Origin of the sequence: Hankyongella ginsenosidimutans (assembly GCF_005144965.1) — a bacterium.
In the GTDB taxonomy this organism is placed as follows: domain Bacteria; phylum Pseudomonadota; class Alphaproteobacteria; order Sphingomonadales; family Sphingomonadaceae; genus Hankyongella; species Hankyongella ginsenosidimutans.
In genome coordinates this window covers 2,081,636-2,103,896 of the sequence record NZ_CP039704.1, presented here as the reverse complement: position 1 = coordinate 2,103,896, position 22,261 = coordinate 2,081,636, and the positions used below count along the sequence as shown (strand labels likewise).

General features: G+C 59.4%; 26 protein-coding genes and 7 pseudogenes. 1 reads left to right on the top strand and 32 read right to left on the bottom strand.

Annotated features, from left to right (window positions below):
* Positions 1-53 precede the first annotated feature (53 nt).
* From E6W36_RS12345 to E6W36_RS12210, 29 genes and pseudogenes are all read right to left on the bottom strand, one after another.
* Positions 54-482 carry a hypothetical protein gene (locus E6W36_RS12345; protein ID WP_222872766.1) on the bottom strand — a complete coding sequence of 143 codons (429 nt, stop codon included), beginning with the start codon at positions 480-482 and terminating at the stop codon, positions 54-56.
* Positions 479-1,114 carry a hypothetical protein gene (locus E6W36_RS12340; RefSeq protein WP_222872765.1) on the bottom strand — a complete coding sequence of 212 codons (636 nt, stop codon included), beginning with the start codon at positions 1,112-1,114 and terminating at the stop codon, positions 479-481. Before E6W36_RS12340 ends, E6W36_RS12345 begins: the two co-directional genes overlap by 4 nt.
* A 219-nt stretch (positions 1,115-1,333) precedes the next feature.
* Positions 1,334-2,032, bottom strand: coding sequence for a calcium-binding protein (locus E6W36_RS12335; protein ID WP_246048338.1), 699 nt, complete (start codon positions 2,030-2,032; stop codon positions 1,334-1,336).
* Positions 2,033-2,217: 185 nt separating this feature from the next.
* Positions 2,218-2,610 (bottom strand): annotated as a pseudogene (locus tag E6W36_RS23555) (calcium-binding protein); the annotation flags it as partial.
* The gene (locus E6W36_RS19255; protein ID WP_281277326.1) at positions 2,540-2,713 is read right to left on the bottom strand and encodes a calcium-binding protein; all 174 of its coding nucleotides are present in this window, start codon (positions 2,711-2,713) and stop codon (positions 2,540-2,542) included. The gene E6W36_RS19255 and the pseudogene E6W36_RS23555, both read right to left, overlap by 71 nt.
* Before the next feature lie 8 nt (positions 2,714-2,721).
* Positions 2,722-2,976 (bottom strand): annotated as a pseudogene (locus E6W36_RS23550) (hypothetical protein); the annotation flags it as partial.
* Between the two features lie 23 nt (positions 2,977-2,999).
* A pseudogene (locus tag E6W36_RS23545) lies at positions 3,000-3,152 on the bottom strand (hypothetical protein); the annotation flags it as partial.
* Positions 3,153-3,193: 41 nt separating this feature from the next.
* Positions 3,194-3,475 (bottom strand): calcium-binding protein, encoded by a 282-nt coding sequence (locus E6W36_RS19250; protein WP_281277545.1) that lies wholly within the window; start codon positions 3,473-3,475, stop codon positions 3,194-3,196.
* Positions 3,448-3,975 carry a putative Ig domain-containing protein gene (locus E6W36_RS23540; RefSeq protein WP_425459735.1) on the bottom strand — a complete coding sequence of 176 codons (528 nt, stop codon included), beginning with the start codon at positions 3,973-3,975 and terminating at the stop codon, positions 3,448-3,450. Before E6W36_RS23540 ends, E6W36_RS19250 begins: the two co-directional genes overlap by 28 nt.
* Positions 3,976-3,978: 3 nt before the next feature.
* A complete protein-coding gene (locus tag E6W36_RS12300) occupies positions 3,979-4,674 on the bottom strand; it encodes a calcium-binding protein (RefSeq protein WP_222872764.1) in 696 nt (231 codons plus the stop codon).
* On the bottom strand, positions 4,643-5,203 hold the full coding sequence (locus E6W36_RS12295; protein WP_222872763.1) for a calcium-binding protein: 561 nt from the start codon (positions 5,201-5,203) through the stop codon (positions 4,643-4,645). Before E6W36_RS12295 ends, E6W36_RS12300 begins: the two co-directional genes overlap by 32 nt.
* 51 nt (positions 5,204-5,254) lie before the next feature.
* Positions 5,255-5,305, bottom strand: a pseudogene (locus E6W36_RS23535) (hypothetical protein); the annotation flags it as partial.
* Positions 5,302-5,736 (bottom strand): hypothetical protein, encoded by a 435-nt coding sequence (locus E6W36_RS12285; RefSeq protein WP_425459638.1) that lies wholly within the window; start codon positions 5,734-5,736, stop codon positions 5,302-5,304. The gene E6W36_RS12285 and the pseudogene E6W36_RS23535, both read right to left, overlap by 4 nt.
* A gap of 30 nt (positions 5,737-5,766) precedes the next feature.
* A pseudogene (locus E6W36_RS23530) lies at positions 5,767-5,964 on the bottom strand (calcium-binding protein); the annotation flags it as partial.
* The gene (locus E6W36_RS12280) at positions 5,901-6,386 is read right to left on the bottom strand and encodes a calcium-binding protein (RefSeq protein ID WP_222872762.1); all 486 of its coding nucleotides are present in this window, start codon (positions 6,384-6,386) and stop codon (positions 5,901-5,903) included. The pseudogene E6W36_RS23530 and the gene E6W36_RS12280, both read right to left, overlap by 64 nt.
* 140 nt (positions 6,387-6,526) lie before the next feature.
* Positions 6,527-6,802 carry a hypothetical protein gene (locus E6W36_RS12275; protein ID WP_246048336.1) on the bottom strand — a complete coding sequence of 92 codons (276 nt, stop codon included), beginning with the start codon at positions 6,800-6,802 and terminating at the stop codon, positions 6,527-6,529.
* Entirely contained in the window at positions 6,799-7,155 is a 357-nt protein-coding gene (locus tag E6W36_RS12270) for a calcium-binding protein (RefSeq protein ID WP_281277325.1), read from the bottom strand. The genes E6W36_RS12275 and E6W36_RS12270 overlap by 4 nt, the downstream gene beginning before the upstream one ends.
* Positions 7,095-8,084 (bottom strand): calcium-binding protein, encoded by a 990-nt coding sequence (locus E6W36_RS12265; protein WP_222872760.1) that lies wholly within the window; start codon positions 8,082-8,084, stop codon positions 7,095-7,097. The genes E6W36_RS12270 and E6W36_RS12265 overlap by 61 nt, the downstream gene beginning before the upstream one ends.
* Entirely contained in the window at positions 8,008-9,120 is a 1,113-nt protein-coding gene (locus E6W36_RS12260; RefSeq protein WP_222872759.1) for a calcium-binding protein, read from the bottom strand. The genes E6W36_RS12265 and E6W36_RS12260 overlap by 77 nt, the downstream gene beginning before the upstream one ends.
* Positions 9,044-10,054 (bottom strand): Calx-beta domain-containing protein, encoded by a 1,011-nt coding sequence (locus E6W36_RS12255; RefSeq protein ID WP_222872758.1) that lies wholly within the window; start codon positions 10,052-10,054, stop codon positions 9,044-9,046. Before E6W36_RS12255 ends, E6W36_RS12260 begins: the two co-directional genes overlap by 77 nt.
* Positions 9,999-10,988 (bottom strand): hypothetical protein, encoded by a 990-nt coding sequence (locus E6W36_RS12250; protein ID WP_222872757.1) that lies wholly within the window; start codon positions 10,986-10,988, stop codon positions 9,999-10,001. The genes E6W36_RS12255 and E6W36_RS12250 overlap by 56 nt, the downstream gene beginning before the upstream one ends.
* A 14-nt stretch (positions 10,989-11,002) precedes the next feature.
* Complete coding sequence (locus E6W36_RS12245) at positions 11,003-12,520, bottom strand: hypothetical protein (RefSeq protein WP_222872756.1); 1,518 nt, start codon at positions 12,518-12,520, stop codon at positions 11,003-11,005.
* Positions 12,521-12,752: 232 nt separating this feature from the next.
* Positions 12,753-13,223 carry an imm11 family protein gene (locus E6W36_RS12240; protein WP_222872755.1) on the bottom strand — a complete coding sequence of 157 codons (471 nt, stop codon included), beginning with the start codon at positions 13,221-13,223 and terminating at the stop codon, positions 12,753-12,755.
* Positions 13,199-13,396: a hypothetical protein gene (locus E6W36_RS12235; RefSeq protein WP_222872754.1), complete on the bottom strand. Its 198-nt coding sequence runs from the start codon at positions 13,394-13,396 to the stop codon at positions 13,199-13,201. The genes E6W36_RS12240 and E6W36_RS12235 overlap by 25 nt, the downstream gene beginning before the upstream one ends.
* A gap of 86 nt (positions 13,397-13,482) precedes the next feature.
* Positions 13,483-14,373, bottom strand: coding sequence for an HlyD family type I secretion periplasmic adaptor subunit (locus E6W36_RS12230; protein WP_222872753.1), 891 nt, complete (start codon positions 14,371-14,373; stop codon positions 13,483-13,485).
* Positions 14,349-14,843 carry a putative HlyD family type I secretion protein gene (locus E6W36_RS12225; RefSeq protein WP_222872752.1) on the bottom strand — a complete coding sequence of 165 codons (495 nt, stop codon included), beginning with the start codon at positions 14,841-14,843 and terminating at the stop codon, positions 14,349-14,351. Before E6W36_RS12225 ends, E6W36_RS12230 begins: the two co-directional genes overlap by 25 nt.
* Positions 14,844-14,950: 107 nt before the next feature.
* Positions 14,951-16,968: pseudogene (locus tag E6W36_RS22230) on the bottom strand (ABC transporter transmembrane domain-containing protein); the annotation flags it as partial.
* 679 nt (positions 16,969-17,647) lie between these two features.
* A complete protein-coding gene (locus tag E6W36_RS12215; RefSeq protein WP_222872751.1) occupies positions 17,648-17,908 on the bottom strand; it encodes a helix-turn-helix transcriptional regulator in 261 nt (86 codons plus the stop codon).
* The gene (locus E6W36_RS12210) at positions 17,896-18,168 is read right to left on the bottom strand and encodes a hypothetical protein (RefSeq protein ID WP_222872750.1); all 273 of its coding nucleotides are present in this window, start codon (positions 18,166-18,168) and stop codon (positions 17,896-17,898) included. The genes E6W36_RS12215 and E6W36_RS12210 overlap by 13 nt, the downstream gene beginning before the upstream one ends.
* 102 nt (positions 18,169-18,270) lie before the next feature.
* On the opposite strand from E6W36_RS12210, the gene E6W36_RS12205 reads away from it, so the two are divergent.
* The gene (locus E6W36_RS12205; protein ID WP_222872749.1) at positions 18,271-18,996 is read left to right on the top strand and encodes a cytochrome b/b6 domain-containing protein; all 726 of its coding nucleotides are present in this window, start codon (positions 18,271-18,273) and stop codon (positions 18,994-18,996) included.
* Between the two features lie 431 nt (positions 18,997-19,427).
* Here E6W36_RS12205 and E6W36_RS12200 read toward each other — a convergent pair.
* The 3 genes and pseudogenes from E6W36_RS12200 to E6W36_RS12190 all read right to left on the bottom strand — a co-directional run bounded on the left by E6W36_RS12200 (position 19,428) and on the right by E6W36_RS12190 (position 22,197).
* Positions 19,428-20,946 (bottom strand): annotated as a pseudogene (locus tag E6W36_RS12200) (helicase HerA-like domain-containing protein).
* 55 nt (positions 20,947-21,001) lie between these two features.
* Positions 21,002-21,595, bottom strand: a complete 594-nt coding sequence (locus tag E6W36_RS12195) for a glutathione S-transferase family protein (RefSeq protein ID WP_342776667.1) — start codon at positions 21,593-21,595, stop codon at positions 21,002-21,004.
* Between the two features lie 227 nt (positions 21,596-21,822).
* Positions 21,823-22,197: a c-type cytochrome gene (locus tag E6W36_RS12190; protein ID WP_222874485.1), complete on the bottom strand. Its 375-nt coding sequence runs from the start codon at positions 22,195-22,197 to the stop codon at positions 21,823-21,825.
* Positions 22,198-22,261 lie beyond the last annotated feature (64 nt).

The window sequence follows — 22,261 nt, the reverse complement described above, 5'->3', positions numbered from 1 at the left end:
TTGCGTCGCATCGGCGAAAATCGAGGCGGTTTCACTGGAGCGCGCGCGAACCGTCAATGTGAAATCCCCGCATTATTGGTTGCAGGCGTCACCCGCAGGGCGCTCCAGGTCCAGCCGGTAATGTCAATCGAGGAACCGCTAGCACTGCGCACCCCATCGGACACAGTAGCACCGCTTGGCAGGCCCTCGAGATAAAGCGTCAGCGTTTCGCCCTGATCGACCTTGGATGCCGTGATGGCCGGCAGGGCAATAGCAGAATTGACATTGCCGATTGCGTTCGAGCGTATACTGCTTAAATTGTCAACCGGTAGGTCATTGTTCATGAATACGTCAGCCACAGTGGCAACAGGCACCCCGGCCACTTGCAGTCGCCCATCAAATATATTGAAGGCAACTCGAGCCCATGAATTTTGGTCGTAATCTGATTTACCGGCGTAATATTCGTTACCATTTCCTTGACCGCTATGCGCCTCGGTTATCAATATGTAAGAGCTGCGGAATTTGAAACTATCTGCCCCAAAATGGCTGCTGAGGCACCATGCCTAAGCATAGCATTATAAAGCGAACTATCGAGCCTACCGATCTGGGGTTCATCGTAGCTTGAGATGACGAGTGGTGTTCCTGGAGCAAAGCTGTCGAGGTATTGAGCAAGGGCTGCTGGATTGTTCTGGGAGGCATAAGGATATCCCGGCCACTTCAATTCGCCATTACCATAAGTATCAAAGCCTCTGCTATGCCAAACACCCCCAGAATAATGGCTTACTACATATGAACGCCAATCAAATGACGAAATAGCAGTGCCATTTTCCGAATAAATACCAGCACCATTTAATGGCGTATTTATTGCGTTGTTTCCTTTACTGAAGGCTATATAGGTCTCATATTTTGTCGATAGGTTTGGTTTTTGCAACAGGTACAATATTAAAGGTAAAGTTTTGCGGCGCGGGTAGAGACCGCCATCATAGCTGCGGACTGACAGCGTGGCCGTGCCACGAACATCGGCCTGCGTCCGGAGCGTGACAGTGCGGAGTTTTTCGTTGCTAGGGTCAGTTGGCGAACCGATGACGATATCGCTGGCGGAGACTGGCTGGAATTTCGCGCCACCCAGTTCCAAGATCGAGAGTGATGACCGCGTCACTGGTCTCGACATCATCGACGCTGAAGACGATCTTCAACTCCTGGTCTTCGGTGATTGACGTGGCGTTGGCGACGCTGGGCGTCAGCGTCGGCTCCTCATTGTAGCCCCAGCTGTTTTCGATCTGCGCCTGCTGCTCCAGCGTCAGCGAATATCGATTACCGATGGCACCAGTGACCTCCAGCAGTTTGCGAATATTCAGCTGTTGCTCGGCAACACGACCCCCGTCGACCAGTGCATCGACATAAAATTATCGGCGGCAGCGTAATCGCCGGGCGTAGTGGTCGTGAACCAGTCTTTAATGGTCGTCGTGGCATCCGTTCTACTCGCGCTCCGATCAAGCACGGAGACCACGAGATCCTTGCCGACCTTCTCGAACCACAGATCAAGATAGTTAATGGTTGCGCTATCGTATATTATCGTGTCGCGACCGCTATCAGTATCGTAGTTGTAGATCGTATCATTACCGGACGTGCGGTAGATCATGTAGCCATCGCCGCCCTGGCCGCCAATCAGGATGTCATTGCCGGTCCCACCATCGAGCGTATCGCCGGCGTCGCCTGCCTCAAGAACATCATTGCCGTTACCGCCAAAGAGTGTGTCGCTTTCGCCCTCCCCGAACAGCCGGTCATCGCCATCGTCACCGTAGAGGCTGTCCTGGCCATCGCCGCCAAACAGGAAATCGTTGCCCGCATCGCCGAAGAGGGTATCGGTGCCGCCGCCACCATAAAGGATGTCGCCGCCGGCCCCGCCGTGGATCACGTTGTTGCCATTATCGCCCTCCAGCAGGTCGCCATAGGAAGAGCCGGTAATGTCTTCGATTTCGGCATAGCTGTCGCCGGCAGCGTCGGCATTGGCCCCGACGCCAGTTTCCAGACTGACGTTGACCCCGCTCAAGTTGACGTCAACCGCAGCCGCGACCGTTTGTCCGCCCACATCGACACGGCCGATCTGGTTGCGACTAAAGCCAGTTCCGGATGACGACCCGCTGAAATCGACACGGTCGACGCCTGCACCGCCGCGCAGCACATCAGCATCAGAGCCGCCATACAGAATATCGTTGCCGTCACCCCTTCAAGGGTGTCATTGCCCGACCCGCCGCTGAGAATGTCATAGCCATCGCGGCCAAACAATTTATCGTTGCCAGCGCCGCCACTCAGTGTGTCATCGCCTGCGCCACCTTCCAGGCGGTTGGCAGCTGCCGTGCCGGTTAACACAGCGCCGCCGTCTCCGGCCATCACATTTTCGAAGTTCAGGAAACGGCTGTCATTGCCTAGATCGAGCGTGACCAGTCCTGCAACGCCCGTGAGGTTCAAAGTGTCGCTGTCGTCACCACCGTCAACTAATGTATCTTCCGTCCAATCCGTTATGATGACTGTGTCATCGCCGGCATCGCCCCGAATACTATCGGCACCACTGCCGCCGTCCAATTGGTCGTCGCCAGCCCCCGAACAGGATGTCGTCTCCGTTTTCACCCTTCAGATTGTCATTGCCGTCGCCACCATAGAAAATATCCGCACCGATCCCGCCAATCAGGGTGTCATTGCCGCCGTTGCCGTAGAAAGTACGCCCAATCAAATCGGCAGTCAGGCTATCATCATAATTAGACGCTTGGACGATCTCGAAATTTGCCAGTGTGTCGCCTTGGGCGAAGCCACCGCTTCCAGTGTAATTTTACCGAGGTCAAAGCTTATGCCAGCATCCGAGGATCTGTAATCGACCTCGTCGGATCCGCCGCGGCCATCGAGATTGTCCGCCCCGGCGCCACCATCAAGCACATCATTATTGTCCCCACCAAAAATACTATCATCACCCGTGCCGCCGTATAGTTCATTACCATCATTTCCACCAAAATCTGGTCCTGCCCATCGCCGCCTTCTATAGTATTATGGCCGGCACCACCTTCAAGCCAGTCATTGCCACCACCCCCACCAATAGTGTCGTCTCCCAGCCCACCAGAGATGCGATTTGCAGAATTATTTCCAGTAATATAATCGTGATAATCTGAGCCAGTAATGTTTTCAATGCTTGAGGCTTTTACAGAATTTTTGCTTAGGTCTATTCTGACAAAAATGCACTCTCGCTAAAATAGAGAGTATCGAAACCATCGCCGCCATCGATGCTATCTTCGCTATTGTCGCCATATCCTTCATTAAAATCCGCAGTGGCTCTTGCGAAGATCACATCGTCGCCAGCGCCGCCGCGCAGGATATCCACGCCTGCGCCACCGTACAGATTGTCGCCGCCTGCATCGCCTTCAAGCGTATCGTCGCCATCGCCGCCTTCAAACACGTTGACCAACGTGTCGCCGATCAGCGTGTCATTGAAAGCAGAGCCGATGAACTTCTCGATCGAGTTATAGAGGTCACCTTGCGCGTCTCCGCCGCTGCCCTGGCCGTAATCCAGTGAGCCGACTTTGATTGTGCTGAGGAGATTGATGTTGACCGCAGCAGAAGAGGCGGCATAGCTGATGGTATCAAACGCACCAATCGGCTGGCCTCCCCGTCGAAACGCTGCCGCCGCCGCACGCCAACCCAGCTATCAGCAGTATCGGTGCCCTGTACGTAAAGCTCGCCCTCGGTCAGGGTAAGGGTAAAGGTCGTCGAAACGGATGCCCCTTGGAGATCGGTTGCGGTGACCTTAATTTCCCAGTTCTGGCCGGCAAATTTCGGATCGTTTACGTCAAATCCCTCAATTTCACTAGGCCTGGCCTCAAAGGTCCAGGTGGCAGGAACAAAAGTCAGCCAGCTCGGCAGATCATTACCGTCGGCCAGCTTCGCCGTTACCGTCAGTTTATCTTCGAAGTCCTGATCAAAAAGCTGGTTGCCGGTAGAGTGAATGTTTTACCACATTGTCGTCAATGGATTGATTGCTTGGTCCGGAAGTCCAAGTTGCGGCGCCACATTGGACGTTACGCCGACATTGTATTCGAAATCTGAGAAGACGATGCGGTCATTTGAGCCAATGTAGAGCGTATCCACACCGTCGTCGCCATCCGAGGCATCGATGTCTGTTATGGTAACGGATTTTGTGCTCTCGTTATAGATACCAATCTGATAGCCGCTGCGAGACCCATAATATAGAAATGTATCCTGTGAATCATCGTCAGCGTTAGAGGTATTTCCATAAATAAAATCATTCCCTGCCCCGCCTATTAAGGTGTCCTGTCCTCCACGGCCAACCAAAATATCAATTCCTGCGCCGCCAAACAGTTCATTAGTATTAGAATTACCTTGTAGTGTATCGTCGAAATTTGAACCGAAAATATTTTCGATACCAACATATGTATCGCCACTGGCATCACCCAGGCTACCCGGTTTTGTCAGGTCTGCCCGTACGCCAGATGCGGCATTTTGATAGCTGACCGTATCGACGCCACTACCGCCGTTCAGTGCATCGGCACCTGCGCCGCCAATCAGAATATCATCGCCATCGTCGCCATTTAGATTATCATTGCCTATATCACCGATGAGAACATCATCGCCACCACTGCCAAACAGGCTGTCATTACCAGAGCCTCCCAAAAGTGTGTTGGCCAACGTCACCTCTCAACGTATCATCTAGAGACGTGCCCGTAGCATTTTCAAAATTCAATATGACTTCAGTATTCGACCCATAGTTTATTCTTTGTGCCTCCAGATCAACTGTAATGGCAACATTGTTTTCACTTACATCTATAGTGTCGATGCCATCGCCACCATCAGATAAGTCGATGCCGGCACCATCTGAGATAATATCGTCCCCTGATCCACCATTTAACGTGTCGTTTCCAGACAAGCCAACAATGTAATCATTTCCGGCACTTCCGGCAATGATTTCCGCGCCAGATTCTCCGAGAATTTGATGAATATCGATCAACTCAACATTGGTAAGATCAATACTCTGACCAGACTCAAGGTAGACATTGACTTTTGGTATAGCTTGATCCGATGTTGGCGCCCGTGCTTCGATGCGCTCGACATTCTGGAGAGAGCGCAGTCGGATCTCGCCGTCTGCCGTTGTGCTTAGTAGGGTATCGTCACCGTCACCACCATCGACGGTATCGAAACCAGCGTCTTTCGCGTACACGAAAGTGTCGTCGCCAGCCCCTCCGCTAAGGCGATCGTCACCAACGCCGCCAATCAGTGTATCGTCCGCCGCGCCACCCGTAAGGGTATCATTCCCGTTCAGCCCATCAAGCCGCGTGCCCCAACCCAGATCGGATCGACAGTGAGCGTATCTGCGCCGGATGTTCCAACCAGGGTGGCGTGGTCCTCGTAGGCATCAAGCGCCTGCCAGGCGGCCGCCAGTGCCGTCAGGTCCGCCCCTGCAGCAGTCAACAGAGCGTTGATATCGAAACGGCTGAGTGCTGCATTGCTGGCAGTGATGCGGCGCGCCTGATTTGCGACACCGGCGAACCAGCCGGTAACCGTAACCGCAGCGTCGTAACCTACCGCCGTAATGAGCAGATCGTTCGTGGCCGTACGCGTGAACTGAAGTGCCGTTGAAGGAATGCCGTCAAACAGGATTTCATCATGCCCGATCCCCCTTCGACCGTGTCCCCGTCTCGATGCGGTCATGGCCGTCCCCGGCGCGAAGACTATAGACGTCCGCGCCTGCACCGCCTTTGAGTAAATCGTCCCTCTACCGCCAGCCAGGAAGTCGTCCCCTGCGTCACCAGACAGTGTATCGGTACCGTCATCTCCAAGTAGATTGTCCTCACCCTCACCACCGAGCAGGTCGTCATTGCCAGTACCGCCCGTAAGACTATCATCTCCGGCATCGCCTAAGAGCTGGTCTGCGCCATCGCCACCATCCAGTGCATCGTCGCCACCGCCCCCGTGGAGTATATCATTCCCTTCATCACCAGCGAGCGCATCATCACCCCGAGACCTGACAGCGTGTCTGCCCCTCTGTTGCCTTTCAGGACATTGTTTTCATCAGTCCCAGTGATGGCATCATCATAATTCGAGCCGACGACGCTCTCGATACTGTCAAAGCGGTCACCAGAGGCTTCACCGCCTGATGCGAATTGCAGCGTTTGCGACGCGGTCTGGGTCGAAAGATTGACGGTGACACCAGCGCCAGACCCATCGTAGACGACCTGATCTTGGCCCTCGTCACCGATGAACGTATCGCCGCCGTCACCGCCGATCAGAACATCGTCGCCCGCACCGCCAGCCAGCGTATCGTTCGATGCATCGCCAATTAGAGTATCGTTCCCCGCACCCCCGTTCAGTGTGTTCGCGGCATCATCAGCGCCCAGGATCACGTCATCGAGTTCGGTTGCAGTGGTGAGGAAATTCCCACTGTCGTCAAAGCGTAACCGCGAAAGATCTACGCTCAGGCCGCCAGTGAATTGCAGGAATTCGATCGCCTTGTTTGTATTGATCTGTGCGCCACTGCGGAAATCTATAATCGTGATTTTATCCGTGGCCCCTTGAGGCTTATGATCAGATCATTTCCAGCGAAAGCAAAATTCAGATTTGAAAGGCCGATCGCCTGTTCGCCACCATAGCCGGGATTTCCTGTATAATCGGCAAACACAATCGTATCGGAACCGCCATCGACGTTCGCTTCTATGACAGACTCTTCATTAATAATATCCTGACCATCCCCACGACCAAAAACATAAGTGTCGTCACCTTGCCGACCGAACAAGGTGTCATTGTCTTTACCGCCGGTCAGCTCGTTATCATTTTCGTCGCCGCGGAGTTGGTCGGCATAAGATGATCCTTCCAGGGCCTCGATCGAGTCATAGACATCACCGAAAGCATCACCGGTGACATTCCCTGAGTATCAGAGCCGAGAGTGGCGAACACGCCAGCCGTTGACGTCGCATAGCTGGCTGTATCGTAGCCCTCACCACCGATGAGGGTATCCGCGCCGGCACCGCCAATCAGCGTGTCGTCATCGGCGCCACCGAGCAGCACATCGTCGCCCGCAGCCCCATCCAGGCGATCCTGCCCGGCATTACCATTCAGAATGTCGTCTTTCGAACCGCCGATAATCGTGTCGTTGCCGATGCCCCGGTCAGCCAATTGCGTTTGCTGTTATCGACAGTGAATTGTGCTGCGGTATCGTCGCCGTCCGTGCCGCCGGACAGGTTGAAAGCACCAAGGTCGATGGTGCCGGTATTGAAGAAGCTGATTTTCTCAAAAGTGCCGAATTCTTGTGCGCCGGCACCGACCAGGGTCACCCGGTCCGCCAGGTCCTGGAATGCAGCTCTGGACCCGCCGGCATTTTCGATCCCAATGACGATATCTTTGCCACTATCGGCCGAGCCGATCCGCACATCGTTGATGTCAATGCCGATACCAAATTCTACTGTATCGGTGCCGTTGTTTTCGTAATAGGTATCGGCATCTGCGGGCGTATGAACGTAAAGTCTGCCCTGCTCGATATCGTAGTAGGTTCGAACCAGCCACGTCGATCCATCGTAAATCGTCGTCGTGCCGTTCGTGATTGTTCTTGAATCAGGTCCAGACCAATCAAAACCATCCTTGAATCCGTCACCAGATACCCAGGCCAGAGTCCATTCGGATGATCCGGCAATATTGCCTTCCCCGCTCAGCGCATCGATGTAGGTGTCCTGTCCATCGCCGCGCTGGAACTTGAAGATGTCGTTGCCGGCGCCGCCGATCACTTCGTCGCGGCCCTGGCCGCCTGAGACGATGTCGTTGCCCGATTGACCTTGAACCGCGTCGTCGCCGCGGCCACCGCTGACGGTGTCGTTGCCGGTGCCGCCCAGCACAGTGTCGTCGCCATCGCTGCCGACGACGATATCCGAACCGGCGTCCCCGGAAACGACGTCGTTGCCGATGCCACCATTGCCGAAATCGTTGCCAGACAGGAGGTAGATGAGGTCGTTGCCGCCTCCGCCATAGACGAAATCATTGCCGTTGGTACCGATGAGCACCTCGTTGGCGTCCGTACCGAGCACGAAGGTATCGAAATCGGCGATGCGCAATTCGTTCCCGTCGGCAAAGCGCAGGATTTCGACCCGGTTGAAGGGGTTGGTCCAGTCCTTGAGCGTCAGGACATCCGAGGTCGCAACGCCGTTCTGCCTGAGCGTGATCACCAGATCGTCGCCCGAACGCTGCAGAGAAATGTCCTCGATCGTGATGCCGGGTCCGAAGACGATCGCATCCTCGCCACCGGTAATCTGTCCCGACTGGATCTGGACGCCACCACCGCGCCAGTTGCCGAGGCCGGTGCCGTTGAAAGCGGTGCCGTTCGCCAGCGTTCCGGCAGCCACCCCATATCGGTCTTCTAGTTCTGTGACGCTGAGTTGGCTGTCGTCGCTCGCCTGGTCGACCCGTCGCCACGGGCGAAGAGATACTGGTCATCCCCAGGCCGCCGTAGGATGTGTCAAGGCCGGCGCCCGCATCCAGAATATCGCCGCCGTCGCCGCCATCGAGCGTGTCGTTCCCCTCACCGCCTGCAAGCCAGTCCGACCCCTCGCGGCCGATGAGCCAGTCATCGCCCGCTCCGCCGTCCAGGTAGTTGCCGTTGCCGCCCAGGCTGTCGCCGGCGGCGCTGCCGGCATTGAGCGTGTCATTGCCGTCGCCGCCGAGCAGCCAGTCGTCCAGCCGGCCGCCGTACAGCGTGTCGTTGCCGGCCCCACCCTGCAGCGTGTCGCCAAGGTCGGAGGCATGGACGGTGTCGTCGCCGTCGCCTGCATCGACCACGGCCGCGACGCCGATCGTGGTGCGTTCGGTGAGCGCGCGCGTCGAGACAATGAAGGCCGTGTCGACATTTGCCGTGCCGGAGCGCGAGACCGTGACGTTGGCCGTCCCGCTTGCCTCGTCGACCACGGCATCGTCGATCCAGATGTACGGCCTAGTTCCGGCGTCGCGGGCATCGATGATCGTCACCAGCCCGCTGACGCTTGTCGCGCCGTTGGCCACTTTGGCGCCGTTCGCGGCGTCAAGAGTGGCGACCAGCGAGAAGGTCTCCTTGCCCTCCGCCACATTCGCTGCATCGCGCTTGATCGGCGTGCGCACCAGAATTTCGGTCTGGCCGGCAGCGAAGGTTGCGCTGGTCGCGTCGGTCCAGACGCCGTTGACGCTGACCTGCAGATTGCCGGCCCGTTGCCCCGTAATCGACGCCGCCGCCAAGGGCGGTCCCATTCTGCAAGGCCAGCGCCACGGTGACGGCCTCGCTGGATGCCTTCGATAGGCTCAGGCGCACGATCGCGGTGTTATCGACTGTCGTCGACTCCGCGACGAAGGCGCGGCCGACCAGCAGGGTCGGCAGGGCGCTCGCACCATCGACGATGGTCACAGTGGCGCTGCCGCCGTCCTGCGGGCCAATGATCTGGTAGCCGGAAGCGGTGGCGATATCGAGGGCGAAGCGCTCATTGCCCTCGGCCGCGTCGTCCGCCGCCACCAAAACCGAGACCGTCGCCCGGCGGGAGGTCGATACAAAACTGGACCCGAAGTCGCTCAGGGCGGTGAAGTCTGCGCCGGCAATCGCGACCGTATCCTGGTCGCGCGATGTCAGGCCGTTCGCCAGATCGACCGACCCGCCGCGCAGATCGATGGTGTCTGCGCCTGCCGTACCGTCGATGAAGGTCTGGTCCGCCGCCTCGATGGTGTCGCCGACCGACGCAATAAATGCCCCGTCAACGTCATAAAGCGTGATCAGGCGCTCACTGGTCTCGTAATCAATATCCAGCTGAATATTTGTCGGTGAGAAAGCGCGCCCATCGATGACGCCATCTACAGCTTCATCCAGAAATGCATCCCAGCCCCGATCCAATCCGTGAAGGCGCGCTTGTGAATACCAAGGTCGAGGGCACGAGCAAAGGCGGTGATCCAACCCGCTGAAAAAGCACTGTCGGGCTGAAATGCAATGAGTCCTTCGATGATGTCCTTGTTGTTTAGATATTCGCCATAGCTTTTGCTGTATCAATACTGCCGAGCAGCGTCTCGGCACTGAATTGATTGTCTGCGGAAGCGGCGGCGTTCTGTAGTGTCGCCAGGATTGCACGCTTGGCGTAGACATCGCCGCCAGCCAGCCGGTCGATGATGCCATTAAGGCCGATGAATGTGCCGTGGTTGATGAGTTCGTCCGCGGTCTTGAAGCGCACGCCATAGTCCCGACCATAGCTATAACGGCTCTTGTACAGGCCATAGGTGCCGGCGCTGACGGCGCCCGCGTCGAGTAACCTGCCGCCGACACTATCGAGCACATTATTATAGACCGCCGCCGCCTGCTCGGCGAGCGAGCGGGCTGTACTACGCGAGCCGCCTTTACGCGCATAGGCATTGTCGACTTCGAATTGCCCATCCGCTGCATCCCACACCACATCGGCCCGCGCTCTGGGCGTACCGCCGAACAGCGAGCCTATCAGGCCGCCAAGCAGGAAGCCGATGAAGGCACCGGCAAACGGAATGGCGAAGTTCAGGAACAAAGTACCGGGATTGAAGAGCCACACCGCCCCAGCCGCCAGCGCGGCAGACCCGAACGAGGCACCGATCTGGCCGCCGATGGTATCGAACTTGACCAGCTTCGATGCCAGGAACGAGCCAAGGAACGAACCAGCGGCGTTGGCAACCAGGTTGAGGTTGATCCCGGTTGACCAAGTTCTGGCGATATTTTTGCCGGTCGCGTCTTTTAAAATCTCGCCAGCGGCATTACGTATAGGCTCGCCCGAGTTCAGCAGGTTGAAGGCGATCTGGCCGATCACCGCCCCGGCAGCCGAGGTCGTCACACCTTCAAGCCCACCCGGCAGATCGACCAGTGTGAACAGTTCGCCCAGCAGATAGGAGCTGACCGCGCCGATACCAGCGGTGGCAAGGTCAATGCCGATGTCCTCGAACGCCTTGTCGATAGCCGTGCGGAGCGAGACCTTGCCGTTGAGCTCCACCGTCTGCCCGATGTTCAGCCCGATTGTGCCAAGCGTAGTCGACAGGCCGAGTGTCGCCCAGGATCCTTCGTGTCCACAAGCTTCGACAATGTACTGCCCAGCAGTGATCCGAACTGCGCGAAGGGAAATTGCCGCACCCCATCCGAACTTTCGACCTGCGCCGTGATTTCTGTTTCCGTCTCGCCGTTCGTGACTTTCGATTCCACCACGGCCGTGACCGCGTACGTCCTGCCCGTGGGGTCGTCCTGCCGAACATAGCGCCCGTCTTCCGATCGCGTCAGAATTGCGCCGTCATCCAAGAGAATACTGTTCTCAGAAAGCGGAATGCCAAAACGACTCTGACGACGGCCAACTACAGTTATCGTATCAAGGAGAGGAATAGACTGATCACTGGAGGGTGGTGCAATCTCAGCACTACCATTGTTGACAGCACTAACTTTGACATACGAAAATATTTTCTTATCACCATATAAATTAGGAATGATATTGACTACTTTATCCCTTGGATTATATACGATATCCTCCCTCTTTAATACCGCATTTTTGCCGAGATCAACTAAGGCCTTGATCCCTTCGAAGGCCGTCGTGAACAATGTGCCGAGCGGGAAGGGGAAGTTTTCCGGCGTCCGGCCGTTTGGCGTGATGCTAAGGATGCCGGTGCTTGCATTATAGCTCACAGTGCCTAGCGGCTGCCCTTGCAAGTCAGTAAAGGTGTAGCTCCCGCTGCCGGCGAAAACATGGCCGAGTGCGAGCGGCAGCTGCGCGGCGAGTGTGGTGCCTGAGCCCAGCGTATTACCGAAAGTGCGCACGGCCCCGGCAAAGGCATTCACGCCCGCCTCGAACAACGGACTGCTGTCGTAGAGCTCACCCGCCACAGCGCCAATCGCCTTACTACCGGCAATCGAGCCGAGAAGGCCCAGCGCAACGCTGCCGACGCCGCCGCCAGCAACCGCCCCGGTCGCCCCGCCGCCGATGCCGCCCAGCACCTCACCGATATAGACCGCCCAGGCTCGGTTCGCGGCCCTGAAATCTTTTCGTGCGTAAGCCGCTTCCGACTGCTGATAAGTCTCCACTGCCTGCACAACATCGCCGACAAAGCCAACGTTTCTCAACCCATCCAGCGCCGCACTGATGACCGCGCCGCTGGCGCCAGTCGCTAGAACGATCTTCTGTGCGCCGTCGGTCAATTGAGCAAGCAGACTTGGCTTCAGCGGCCGGCTGCGCAATTCCTGAAGAATTCCAGGCACGCTTTCACCCGCTGATTTGGCAAAGGCGGCTAAGGTTTCATCCGAGTAAGCCGCATAGCGGTTGAAATCGGCAATCTCCCCGACACGGACTTTGCGTGTCAATTCGGCAATACCGTCTATTTTGGCTTTGTTGGCATTATAATAATCATTGAAATTGAAATCCTTATTTATCTTGTCCGCATCTGGAAAATATTTTCTGTTTGTTTTCAAGTCGCCATTGGCGACGGCGGCATAGAGCGTTGCTTCCAACCGGTCCAGCGCCGCTACCCTTTGCACCTCCGGCACTTCATAAAGTATTCGTGCGAGCTCGCTGTTGATCTTGTTGCTATAGCTGTCTAAGTGGCCCCATTATGAACATTGGGCGCGACATTGCGCCCATTTTCAAGCACTTGTTGGGCCGGGATCGGCAACAGGTTGAATTTGGAGGCTTTCGATATGTTGTAATTTATGTCTTTGAACCTTGCGGCATACATATCCAAAAGCTCGCGCGTAATCAGATGATGTTGTTGCTCCCAACTCATTGCTTCACTCCCTTAAGGGCAAATTGCGGGCCGATCAGCCGTGCCTTGGTGATCAGGCTGCGCGCGGCGCCGTCCATCATGACGTAAGGATTCTTGTAAGCGAGGCGGAACACCCGCGCCGCGCCGATGCGCGCAGCGTCGAACTTCACCTTGCCGTTGCTTTCCAGATTGAACGTGTAAGTGCCGTTTTCGAGATGATTGATTGTCACGTCCGGCTGATTGCGGATGACTGCGTCGATGCAGCGGATCACGTCGCACAGCCAATAGGGTGCGATCGGGTGGTCGCCCGCGGCGTCGCGCTCGAAACTCTCCAGCCGCACGAACTGGAATGCCGCCGCGTCGATCTCCTCGAACAGCTGCTTGGCCCGGTCCGACAGCAGCAAGACCTCACGCACGAATGGATTAACATCCCATGGCGGCCGACCGATGCGCCGGTCGATGATCAGCGGTTCGGGCCGATAGTCCAAGGGAAGCCGGTGCCGAACGGCTCCTCCACATAGCCGGCACGTGGCGGCGGCGGATGCGGCCCGGCAGGGATGTCGTGGGAGGTATAAAGCGGGCCGCGATAGTCCGGATGGGTCTCCTCGGCATCAAAGGGATGGTGCCCCAGTAAAGCCGCGCGGCTTGGCAGCCGAACCACCGATCGGACTCATCGTGTAGAGAAAATCGCTCTTTACAACGCCTTTAGGCTTGCGCGTCCCTGGCATGGCCACCTCTCCTGCTTCCTCACCGCTCCCTCCCGGCTTCATCCAGCCGCCGCTCGAGCGGGCTCAAGAGATAGTCGATCACCCGCCGGCGCGCAGTCTTGATTTCGGCGGTGGCGGCGAGGCCCGGCGTTACCACCACGCCGGTCGCCGCGACCTTGGTACTGGGCGGCGCAACGGCGATCCGGGCCTGATAGACCGGGCCGAGCTTCTCGTCCTGAATCGCATCCGGGCTGACCCACTGCACCCGCCCGTCCAGCGTGCCGTGGCGGGTGAACGGGAACGCCTCCAGCTTCACGGTCACCGCCTGGCCGGCGCGCACGAAGCCGACATCCTTGTTCAGCACCTGCGCCTCCAGCACCAGCGGCGCGCCTTCCGGCACCACCACCAGGATCGGGTCCGCCGCTTTCAGCACCGCGCCTTCGGAATAGACCGCCAGCTGCTGCACCGTGCCATCCGCCGGCGCCCGCACCACCTGCAGCGCGCTGCGGTCGTCCGCCTTCACCAGCTCCTCGCGCGCCAGCCGCTCCTCGCTTTGCGCCTTGGCGAGGTCCGCCAGCACCTCGCGCAGGCTCTCGGCCCTGCCCATCGTCATCTGCTCGGCGATACCGGCCAGCGTCGCGCGGGCGCGCGCAGCATTCTGCCGCTGCACCGCAATCTGGCCCTCATGGTCCATGCGTTGCTGCTCCAGCTCCAGCTGGCCAACCCTTGAGGCATAGCCCTTGTCGACCAGGCTGCGGCGCTTCTCCACCCGCTCCACCAGATAGGGCAAGGTGTCGGTCAGGCGCTTCACCTCGGCCTCGGCCGCCGCCCCTTGCGCGCGCGCCTCCGCCGCCTGCTCCTTGAGGGTCGCCGCGCGGGCAGCAAGCTCGTTCAGCCGCTCGGCGATCAACTGCTTCTGCAGGGCGACCACCGCGGGGCAGCGCCCGCTGGCGGCACGAAGGCCGGCGGCTTGCCGCTGAGCACAGCCAGCAGCGCCCGGTTGCGTGCAGCGTCCATCGCCGCCTGCTCGAGCTGTGCCCGCGCCTGCGCACGCTCGGCACCGGTTGATGTGGGATCAAGGGTGAGGAGCGGCTGGCCCTTGGTCACATGCTGGCCGTCCCGGACATGGATGGCGCGCACCACGCCGACATCCGCCGCCTGCACCAGCTTGTTGCGCCCGACCGCAATCACCTTGGCCGGGGCGACGGCGACCACATCGAGCCGCGCCAGCACGGACCAGGCCAGCGCCAGCACGACAAACCCCATCAGGACCCAGAGAATGGCGCGGCCAAGCGGATTGGGCGGCGTCTCCACCACTTCCAGTGCTGCGGGCAGAAAATCCGTCTCGCGCCAGGCGCGGCGCACCCGCGCCCGCTCCAGCGCCCAGGCATCACGCAGCACGCGCCAGTGATGCGCCATTCCGCCCGCGACTCGCGTGGCCCCGCCCCGACATGCAATCCCCTGGAAAAGTCGGTAAATGGTTACGCAAACGCTTACTAAAATGGTTAACTCTGGGTTTGACCCATCTGCTTACGGTAGAGCTGAGCATATCGCCCGCCGCTTGCCAAGAGCTCTTCATGGCGGCCCGTCTCAATTATCTGCCCACTCTCCAATGTGATAATTCTGTTACACTGGCGAACCGCAGACAACCGGTGCGCGATAATGATGACCGTGCGCCCATGCGCTATCGAACGGAGATTGGCCTGGATAATCTCCTCGCTTTCGGCATCCAGCGCCGAGGTCGCCTCGTCGAGGATGAGAATCCGCGGGTTGGAAATCAACGCCCGCGCGATGGCGATGCGCTGGCGCTGGCCGCCCGACAGGTTGGCACCGCGCTCGTCGATCCGCGTGTCGTAGCCCTCGGGCAGCGCCAGGATGAATTCGTGCGCGCCGGCCAGTTGCGCGGCTGCAATCACCCGCGCCATCGGGGTTGCAGGATCGGCGAGCGCGATGTTTTCCCGCACCGTCCGATTGAACAGGATATTCTCCTGCAGCACCACGCCGATCTGGCGGCGCAGCCAGCTCGGGTCGACCAGCGCCAGGTCGACGCCGTCCACCAGTACCCGGCCCTGCTCCGGTACATGCAGCCGCTGGATGAGCTTGGTGAGCGTCGACTTGCCCGAGCCTGACGGGCCGACGATGCCCAGCATCTCGCCGGCGGGGATGGCGAGGCTTATGCCCCGCAGCACCTCCTGCCCATCGAGGCGATAGCGGAAGCGCACCTGGTCGAACGCGATGGCCCTCGATCGCCGGCAGGCTGGGCGGGACGCCGAAGTCGGCTCCGGCGGCGCGTTGAGCACATCGCCCAGCCGGTCCACGGCGAGCCGCGCCTGCTGGAAGTCCTGTGCCAGTTGTGCCAGTCGAAGCACTGGCTGCGCCACCCGTCCGGCCAGCATGTTGAAAGCGACCAGCATGCCGACCGTCAAATCACCGTTGATCACCAGCTTGGCACCAAAGAACAGAATGGCGACCGTCGCCAGTTTGGAGACCAGCTGGATCGCCTGGCTGCCCCAGTTGGCGAGCATCGCCGCCGAAACCCGGCGCCGACATAGCCGGCCAGTTGCTTTTCCCAGCGGTTCTGCATCTGCGGCTCGACCGCCATGGACTTCAGGGTCTCGATGGCGGTCACGCTCTCGACCAGGAACGCCTGGTTTTCGGCATGGCGCTTGAACTTCTCGTCCAGGCGCGCCCGCAAGCCCGGAAGCACAGCCAGGGAAATCAGGACGTATAACGGGATGGACACCAGCACGATGATCAAGAGCTGCCAGGAATACAGATACATGACAGCCAGGAAGATCACGGTGAACAGCAGGTCGAGCACCACGGTGACGGAATTCGAGGTCAGGAATTCCCGGATCGTCTCCAGCTCGCGCACGCGCGCAACTGTGTCGCCAACCCTGCGACTGGCAAAATAGCTCATCGGCAAAGCCTGCAGGTGGCTGAACAGGCGGCTGCCCAGCTCGACATCGACGCGGCTGGTCGTGTGCGCGAACAGATACTGGCGCAGGCCGCTCATGAGGGTTTCAAACACAAAGATCGCCGTCAGGCCAACCGCCAGGACCTCGAGCGTCGACAGGGACTTGTGCACGAGGACCTTGTCGATGACGATCTGGAAGAACAGCGGCGACAACAGCCCGAGGATCTGCAGGAACAGCGAGGCGGCGAAGACCTCACCCAAATGGCGGCGATAGCGCACCAACGCCGGAATGAACCAGCTGACATCGAATTTTCTCGCGACGCCTGCAATGCTCTCCCGCGTCGTCAATAGAATGACTGCTTCGACCTCAAGTGATGCATAATCGTCCATCGACAGACGCAGCAGTTCGCCGGACGCCGGATTCTGCGCAAGCAGCCGATCATCCTCGATACGCGCCAGGATCAGATACCCGCCCTGCGTCCGTGCAAGCGCTGGCAGCGGTAGTTCCGCCAGGTGCCGCCATTCGGCATGCACACTGCGCGCCCGTACGCCCTCGCGCTTGGCGAGTCGCACCAAATCCTCGATGCTCGCCGGATCCCCATGGCCCAAAGCATGGCGCAGTTGCGCCGGGTCTGCGGGATGCTGCAAAAATCCCAGGATAATCACCAGCCCGAAGCCCGGGATCGCTCGCAGGGTCTATGGGGTCGGCGGCTTCCCCACCATCTGCCGCTTCAACCGTAACGGTCATCGCACTCTCAAAAACGCCGAAATAATATTACCCTGACTTCATACCCCGCAGGCCCACTCGCCCGTCAATTGCCTTGCCTGCCAATAATACACGCCTGATCGATGAATTTCGGAATGTTGCGCAAGTGACACGCTTTTCGGCTCCACCCCGTACCCAGCGGGATGATCCGAGAAGGTTTGCTCGAGCGAGTGGCTTGGTTCAGGCTAAGCGAGCCGTACGGCACACCCGGCGTACGGCGCTATTTCAGCAGGGCCAGCAGAAGCCCGCCGTGCATACCAGGCCTCGAACTACGCCTCGCCTAAAGCATGCCTCCACCCCGTGATGCCCGGCTGCGTCAGCCAGCACATCAAGATACTATGCATACGCCATCGTCAAAAACGTCTGCGCCCGCCTGTTGCCACGCAGCGTTACATGGTGCGTAATGCTAGGGTCAGGACTCATTAAGAATGAGGCCGTGCCATCACAAACTCGCAACCATACTATGCTTCCACCTCAATTAAGGGGTTATCGCACCTGTCACCGTAATACCCACGGTCCCTGTCAAGACGAGGAACGGCTTATGACGCTACTCTGCAGAAGATCCTCCAGAAAGAACGCCGAGAGTTCGTTGCGGCCGGAAAGGCTCGCCTTACGATAGAGCGACCGGGCCTGCTCACGCGTGGTGCGTTCGCTCGTCGAGCGGATGTCGGCGATCTCCTGATGACTTAGGCCCTTGAGCAGCAGGAAACCGATTTCGATCTCGGCCTCGGTCAGGCCCCAGGCGTCGAACTGTTCGCGGATCGCCTCGCTCAGACCCCGCAAAGGGACAGGTTTTCGGCTCTCCAGCGTTCGGCATCTTCACGCGCAAGGGTGAGGTCAGCATCGACCCGTCGGAAGCGCCTCAGCATCACGTAAACACCGGCGAGCGCTGCGAGCAGAACGCTGCCCTCGAGCACCACATGGAACCAGCCAACCCCGTCGCGGCTGTCAAGCAGGAGGTCCGATGCAATCAGGATGGCAATGACCCCGAACACAATCGCCGAGGTGATTCTAAGCCGGTTCTGGTCTGCGTCATCCGACATAGGCGGGCCTTTCCTGCTCGGGAAATTAACCTGCCTGTCATTTGACGAATAGGCCGTCAGGGCTCCCGGATTTATCCACGATCCATCCCTATAGCGTCGAGGATGTGTCATGAACACCGAGGAGAATACGAAGCAGTCCGTAAGGGTCTGGGACCCGATTGTTCGCATCTGCCACTGGGGATCGTCATCGCCTTCTTCACCGCCTATATCAGCGGCGACGAGTTTCAGGGTATTCATCACTGGGCCGGATACTCGGTCGCCGGACTTGTCATGGTCCGCCTTCTGTGGGGCTTCGTCGGCACAAGACACGCCCGGTTTTCCTCATTCGTGACAGGGCCTGGCGCTGCCTTCCGGTATCTTCGCGGCCTTGTTTCCGGGAAAGCCGAACGTCATATCGGACACAATCCAGCAGGTGCCGCGATGATCATCGCGCTGCTCCTTTCCCTCACGGGCACGACCCTCTCCGGCATGACGCTGCTTGCTGTCGAGGAGGGTCAGGGGCCGCTGGCCGGAATCCTTTCAATGGAACAGACCGCCGACGATTCTGCCCGTGAGATGCCGGACAATTTACGCGATGACGGTCACGAATACGAAGAACACGAGAGCGAGGGTTCCAGCGAAGTCGTCGAATCCGTCCATTCGGCCTTCACCTATCTGTCGCTCGCCCTCGTCGCGCTCCACATTCTTGGCGTGCTCGCATCAAGCTTCGCGCACCGGGAAAACCTCGTCCGCGCAATGTTTACTGGACAAAAAGGCCTCCGAATGAAGACCCGCAAACCGAGAAAACCGCCCGGCGAAGGTCACCGGTTATCGCACTTGTTACGGTAATACGCTGATTATTTATTATAGCCTCCTTTTTAATTAATTTTACATAAAGCTCTGGATAGTCTCTAGCGCATTGATAATATATACTTGTAGGCAAACTCCTGTTTTTCATGTATTTCTGGATGAAAATTTTTAAAATTACCTATTTTAATTAGATATTACATCAAAAGTACTTCATTTAATACTATGATGCGCGCGCGTCTCCTGCATTCTGCATCAAATTAGAGTTTTGTATTATCCTGTGTGCAGCTGCAAGGCAGATTAACGAGTATCAGAACTAGAGTTATATACCTAATGACTCGAGTAACAGTAGCCCATCGCCGCTTTGGCTCGCCCGTCTCTTTGATGTCGGCATTCACTACCGTTCCCTCCCGGCTTCATCCAGCCGCCGCTCGAGCAGGCTCAAGAGAGTGTCGATCACCCGGCGTACGGCGCTATTTCAGCAGGGCTCCCAATATGCCGCGGATCAGCGATTGGCCGGCGCGACCGGTCAACTGCCGGCCGAGGGAAGAAGCAGCCGAGCGCGCCAGCGACTTGACCGCCGCCTCGGCCACACTCTCGCGCGGGCGTGCCGGGGCGCGGGCCACGCGCGCCTCCGCCCGGCCTGCGCCGCCTCGGTCTTCGCCTGTGCCGCGTCCGCTTTCGCCTGCGCCTGCGCGGCTGCGGCAACCTCGGCCTTCGCGGCCAGAAGTTCGTAGGCCGATTCCCGGTCCTGCGCCGCCTCGTACTTGCCGGCGACCGCGGACGTCTTGACGATCATGCTGCGCTCGGCGGGCGTCAACGGCCCCAGCCGGGAGACCGGCGGGCGGATCATCGTGCGCTCGACCATCGAGGGCGCGCCGTCCGCCTGCAGCAGCGAGACCAGGGCCTCGCCGACCTTCAGTTCGGTGATGACCGTCTCGACCTGCAGCGCCGGGTTGGGGCGGAAGGTCTCGGCGGCGGCCTTCACCGCCTTCTGGTCGCGCGGGGTGAAGGCGCGCAGCGCATGCTGCACCCGGTTGCCGAGCTGCCCGGCGATATCCTCCGGCACGTCGATCGGGTTCTGGGTGATGAAATATACGCCGACACCCTTGGAGCGGATGAGCCGCACCACCTGCTCGATCTTCTCAAGCAGGGCCTTGGGGCTTCGTCGAACAGCAGGTGGGCCTCGTCGAAGAAGAACACCAGCCGGGGCTTGTCCGGGTCGCCGACTTCCGGCAGCGCCTCGAACAGCTCGGACAGCAACCAGAGCAGGAAGGTGGAATAGAGCTTGGGGCTCGCCATCAGCTTGTCGGCGGCCAGAATGTTCACCTGGCCGCGGCCGCTGTCGTCGGTTGCGATCAGGTCCATGAGGTCGAGCGCCGGCTCGCCGAAGAAGTGCGCGCCGCCCTGCGATTCCAGTTGCAGGAGCTGGCGCTGGATCGCGCCGACCGTTGCCTTCGAGATGTTGCCGTAGCGGGTCGACAGCGCATCCGCCTGCTCGGCGACATGGGTCAGCATCGCCTGCAGGTCCTTGAGGTCCAGCAACAGGAGCTGCTCGTCATCGGCGAAGCGGAAGGCGATGGTCAGCACGCCCTCCTGGGTGTCATTGAGGCCCATGAGCCGGGCCAGCAGCAGCGGCCCCATTTCCGATACCGTGGTGCGGATCGGGTGCCCCTGCGCGCCGAACAGGTCCCAGAACACCACGGGGTTGTCGGCGTAGGCGTATTCCAGCCCCATCCCGGCCGCGCGCGCGGTCAGCATGTCGTGTAGCTTGTGCATCGGCGAGCCGGGCATCGCCATGCCGGACAGATCGCCCTTCACGTCGGCCATGAACACCGGCACGCCTTCGCGGCTGAACCCTTCGGCCAGTATCTGCAGGGTGACGGTTTTGCCGGTGCCGGTCGCGCCGGCGATCAGACCGTGGCGATTGGCGCGCTTCAGCACCAGTTCCTGCAAGGTCTGCGCCTTGCCGATGACGATCGTCTCACCCATGCCGCCCCTGTAATTGCGCAATACTGTTGCCGAAACCGCCGTTCTCAGCCTCTTGTTAGCGCAACAGGGCGTGCGTGCAACGCCTTCTCTTGCGTTCAGGCGGCAGTGGCGGCGCGCGCCTTCTGGATGGATGCGGTCTCGGCGGCGATGGTTGCAGCAAAGCTCGGGCGGGCGAACATGGCGTCCTGATAGGCAGCAAGCCGGGGTACTTGCCCGCGTCAATGGCAGCCCCTGCGTGCTGCAGATTGACCAAGAGGCTGGCAACCGCGATGTCGGCCAGGGTCAGCCGGTCCTCGACCAGATACAGCGAATCCGGTACGATCCGGTCGAGATAGGCGAGGATCGGCGGCAGTTCGTTCGCCTCGGCGGCGGCGGCTGCCGCCGGGTCGCCGGGCATGCGCATGAACAATGGCGCGACGACCCGGTTCCAGAACATCTTGCGCCCGCACCCGAACATCCGGATGTCGGCGAACTCGTCGAACATGATCGTGCGGCCCCGCGCTTTCGCTTCGGTCGGGATCAAGTTCGGCTCCGGATGTTTGGCCTCTAGGTAGGCGACGATGGCCGAGGAATCGCACAGGGTATAGTCGCCGTCGCGAAAACCGGGGATCTGGCCGAACGGGCTCACCTCGCGAAACTCCGGATTCATGTCCAGCGGGCCGATCCGGCGGTTATGCTCGAGCGTGATCCCCTTTTCCGCAGCAAAATCACAACCTTGCGCACAAATGGCGACAGCGGGCTTCCATACAGAATCATCGATCCCTCCCTTATTTGCGCCACGCTATGGCCGCCGCGGCTTGAAGGCCAGCCCTGTTGCAGCGATCGAGGCATTTTTCTGACAATATCTGTGCCGTCGCCATGCTCGATACAGGAAGTTTATTGGAGGGTCAGCAGATAGTCGACGACCTGTTTGCGCCTGGCAGCGTCCGGGATGCCGGGGAAGGGCATTTTGGTGCCGGGCACCTTCTTCTGCGGGCTGGTCAGCCACTGGTCGAGGCTCGCGGCGTCCCAAGTAATGCCGGAGGCCTGGAGCGCTTTGCTATACGTGTAGTTCGGCAAACTGGCGGCCTTGCGCCCGGCGACGCCGAACAGGCTGGGGCCAAAGGTGTTCTTGGCCGGCTCCGTCGTGTGGCAGGCCAGGCAGGCGCTGAAGGCCGCCGGGCGGGGTGCCGGCTCGGCCGCCAGAGCCGCCGGCAGACCAGCGAGAAGGCCAGCACACGCAAGCGGCACTACACGTCGGATCAGTCGCATCACGGCACGTTTTCTCGGGAAGGGCGTCCGGACGGTGACAGGTGCCGCCGCCCGGACAGCGCGG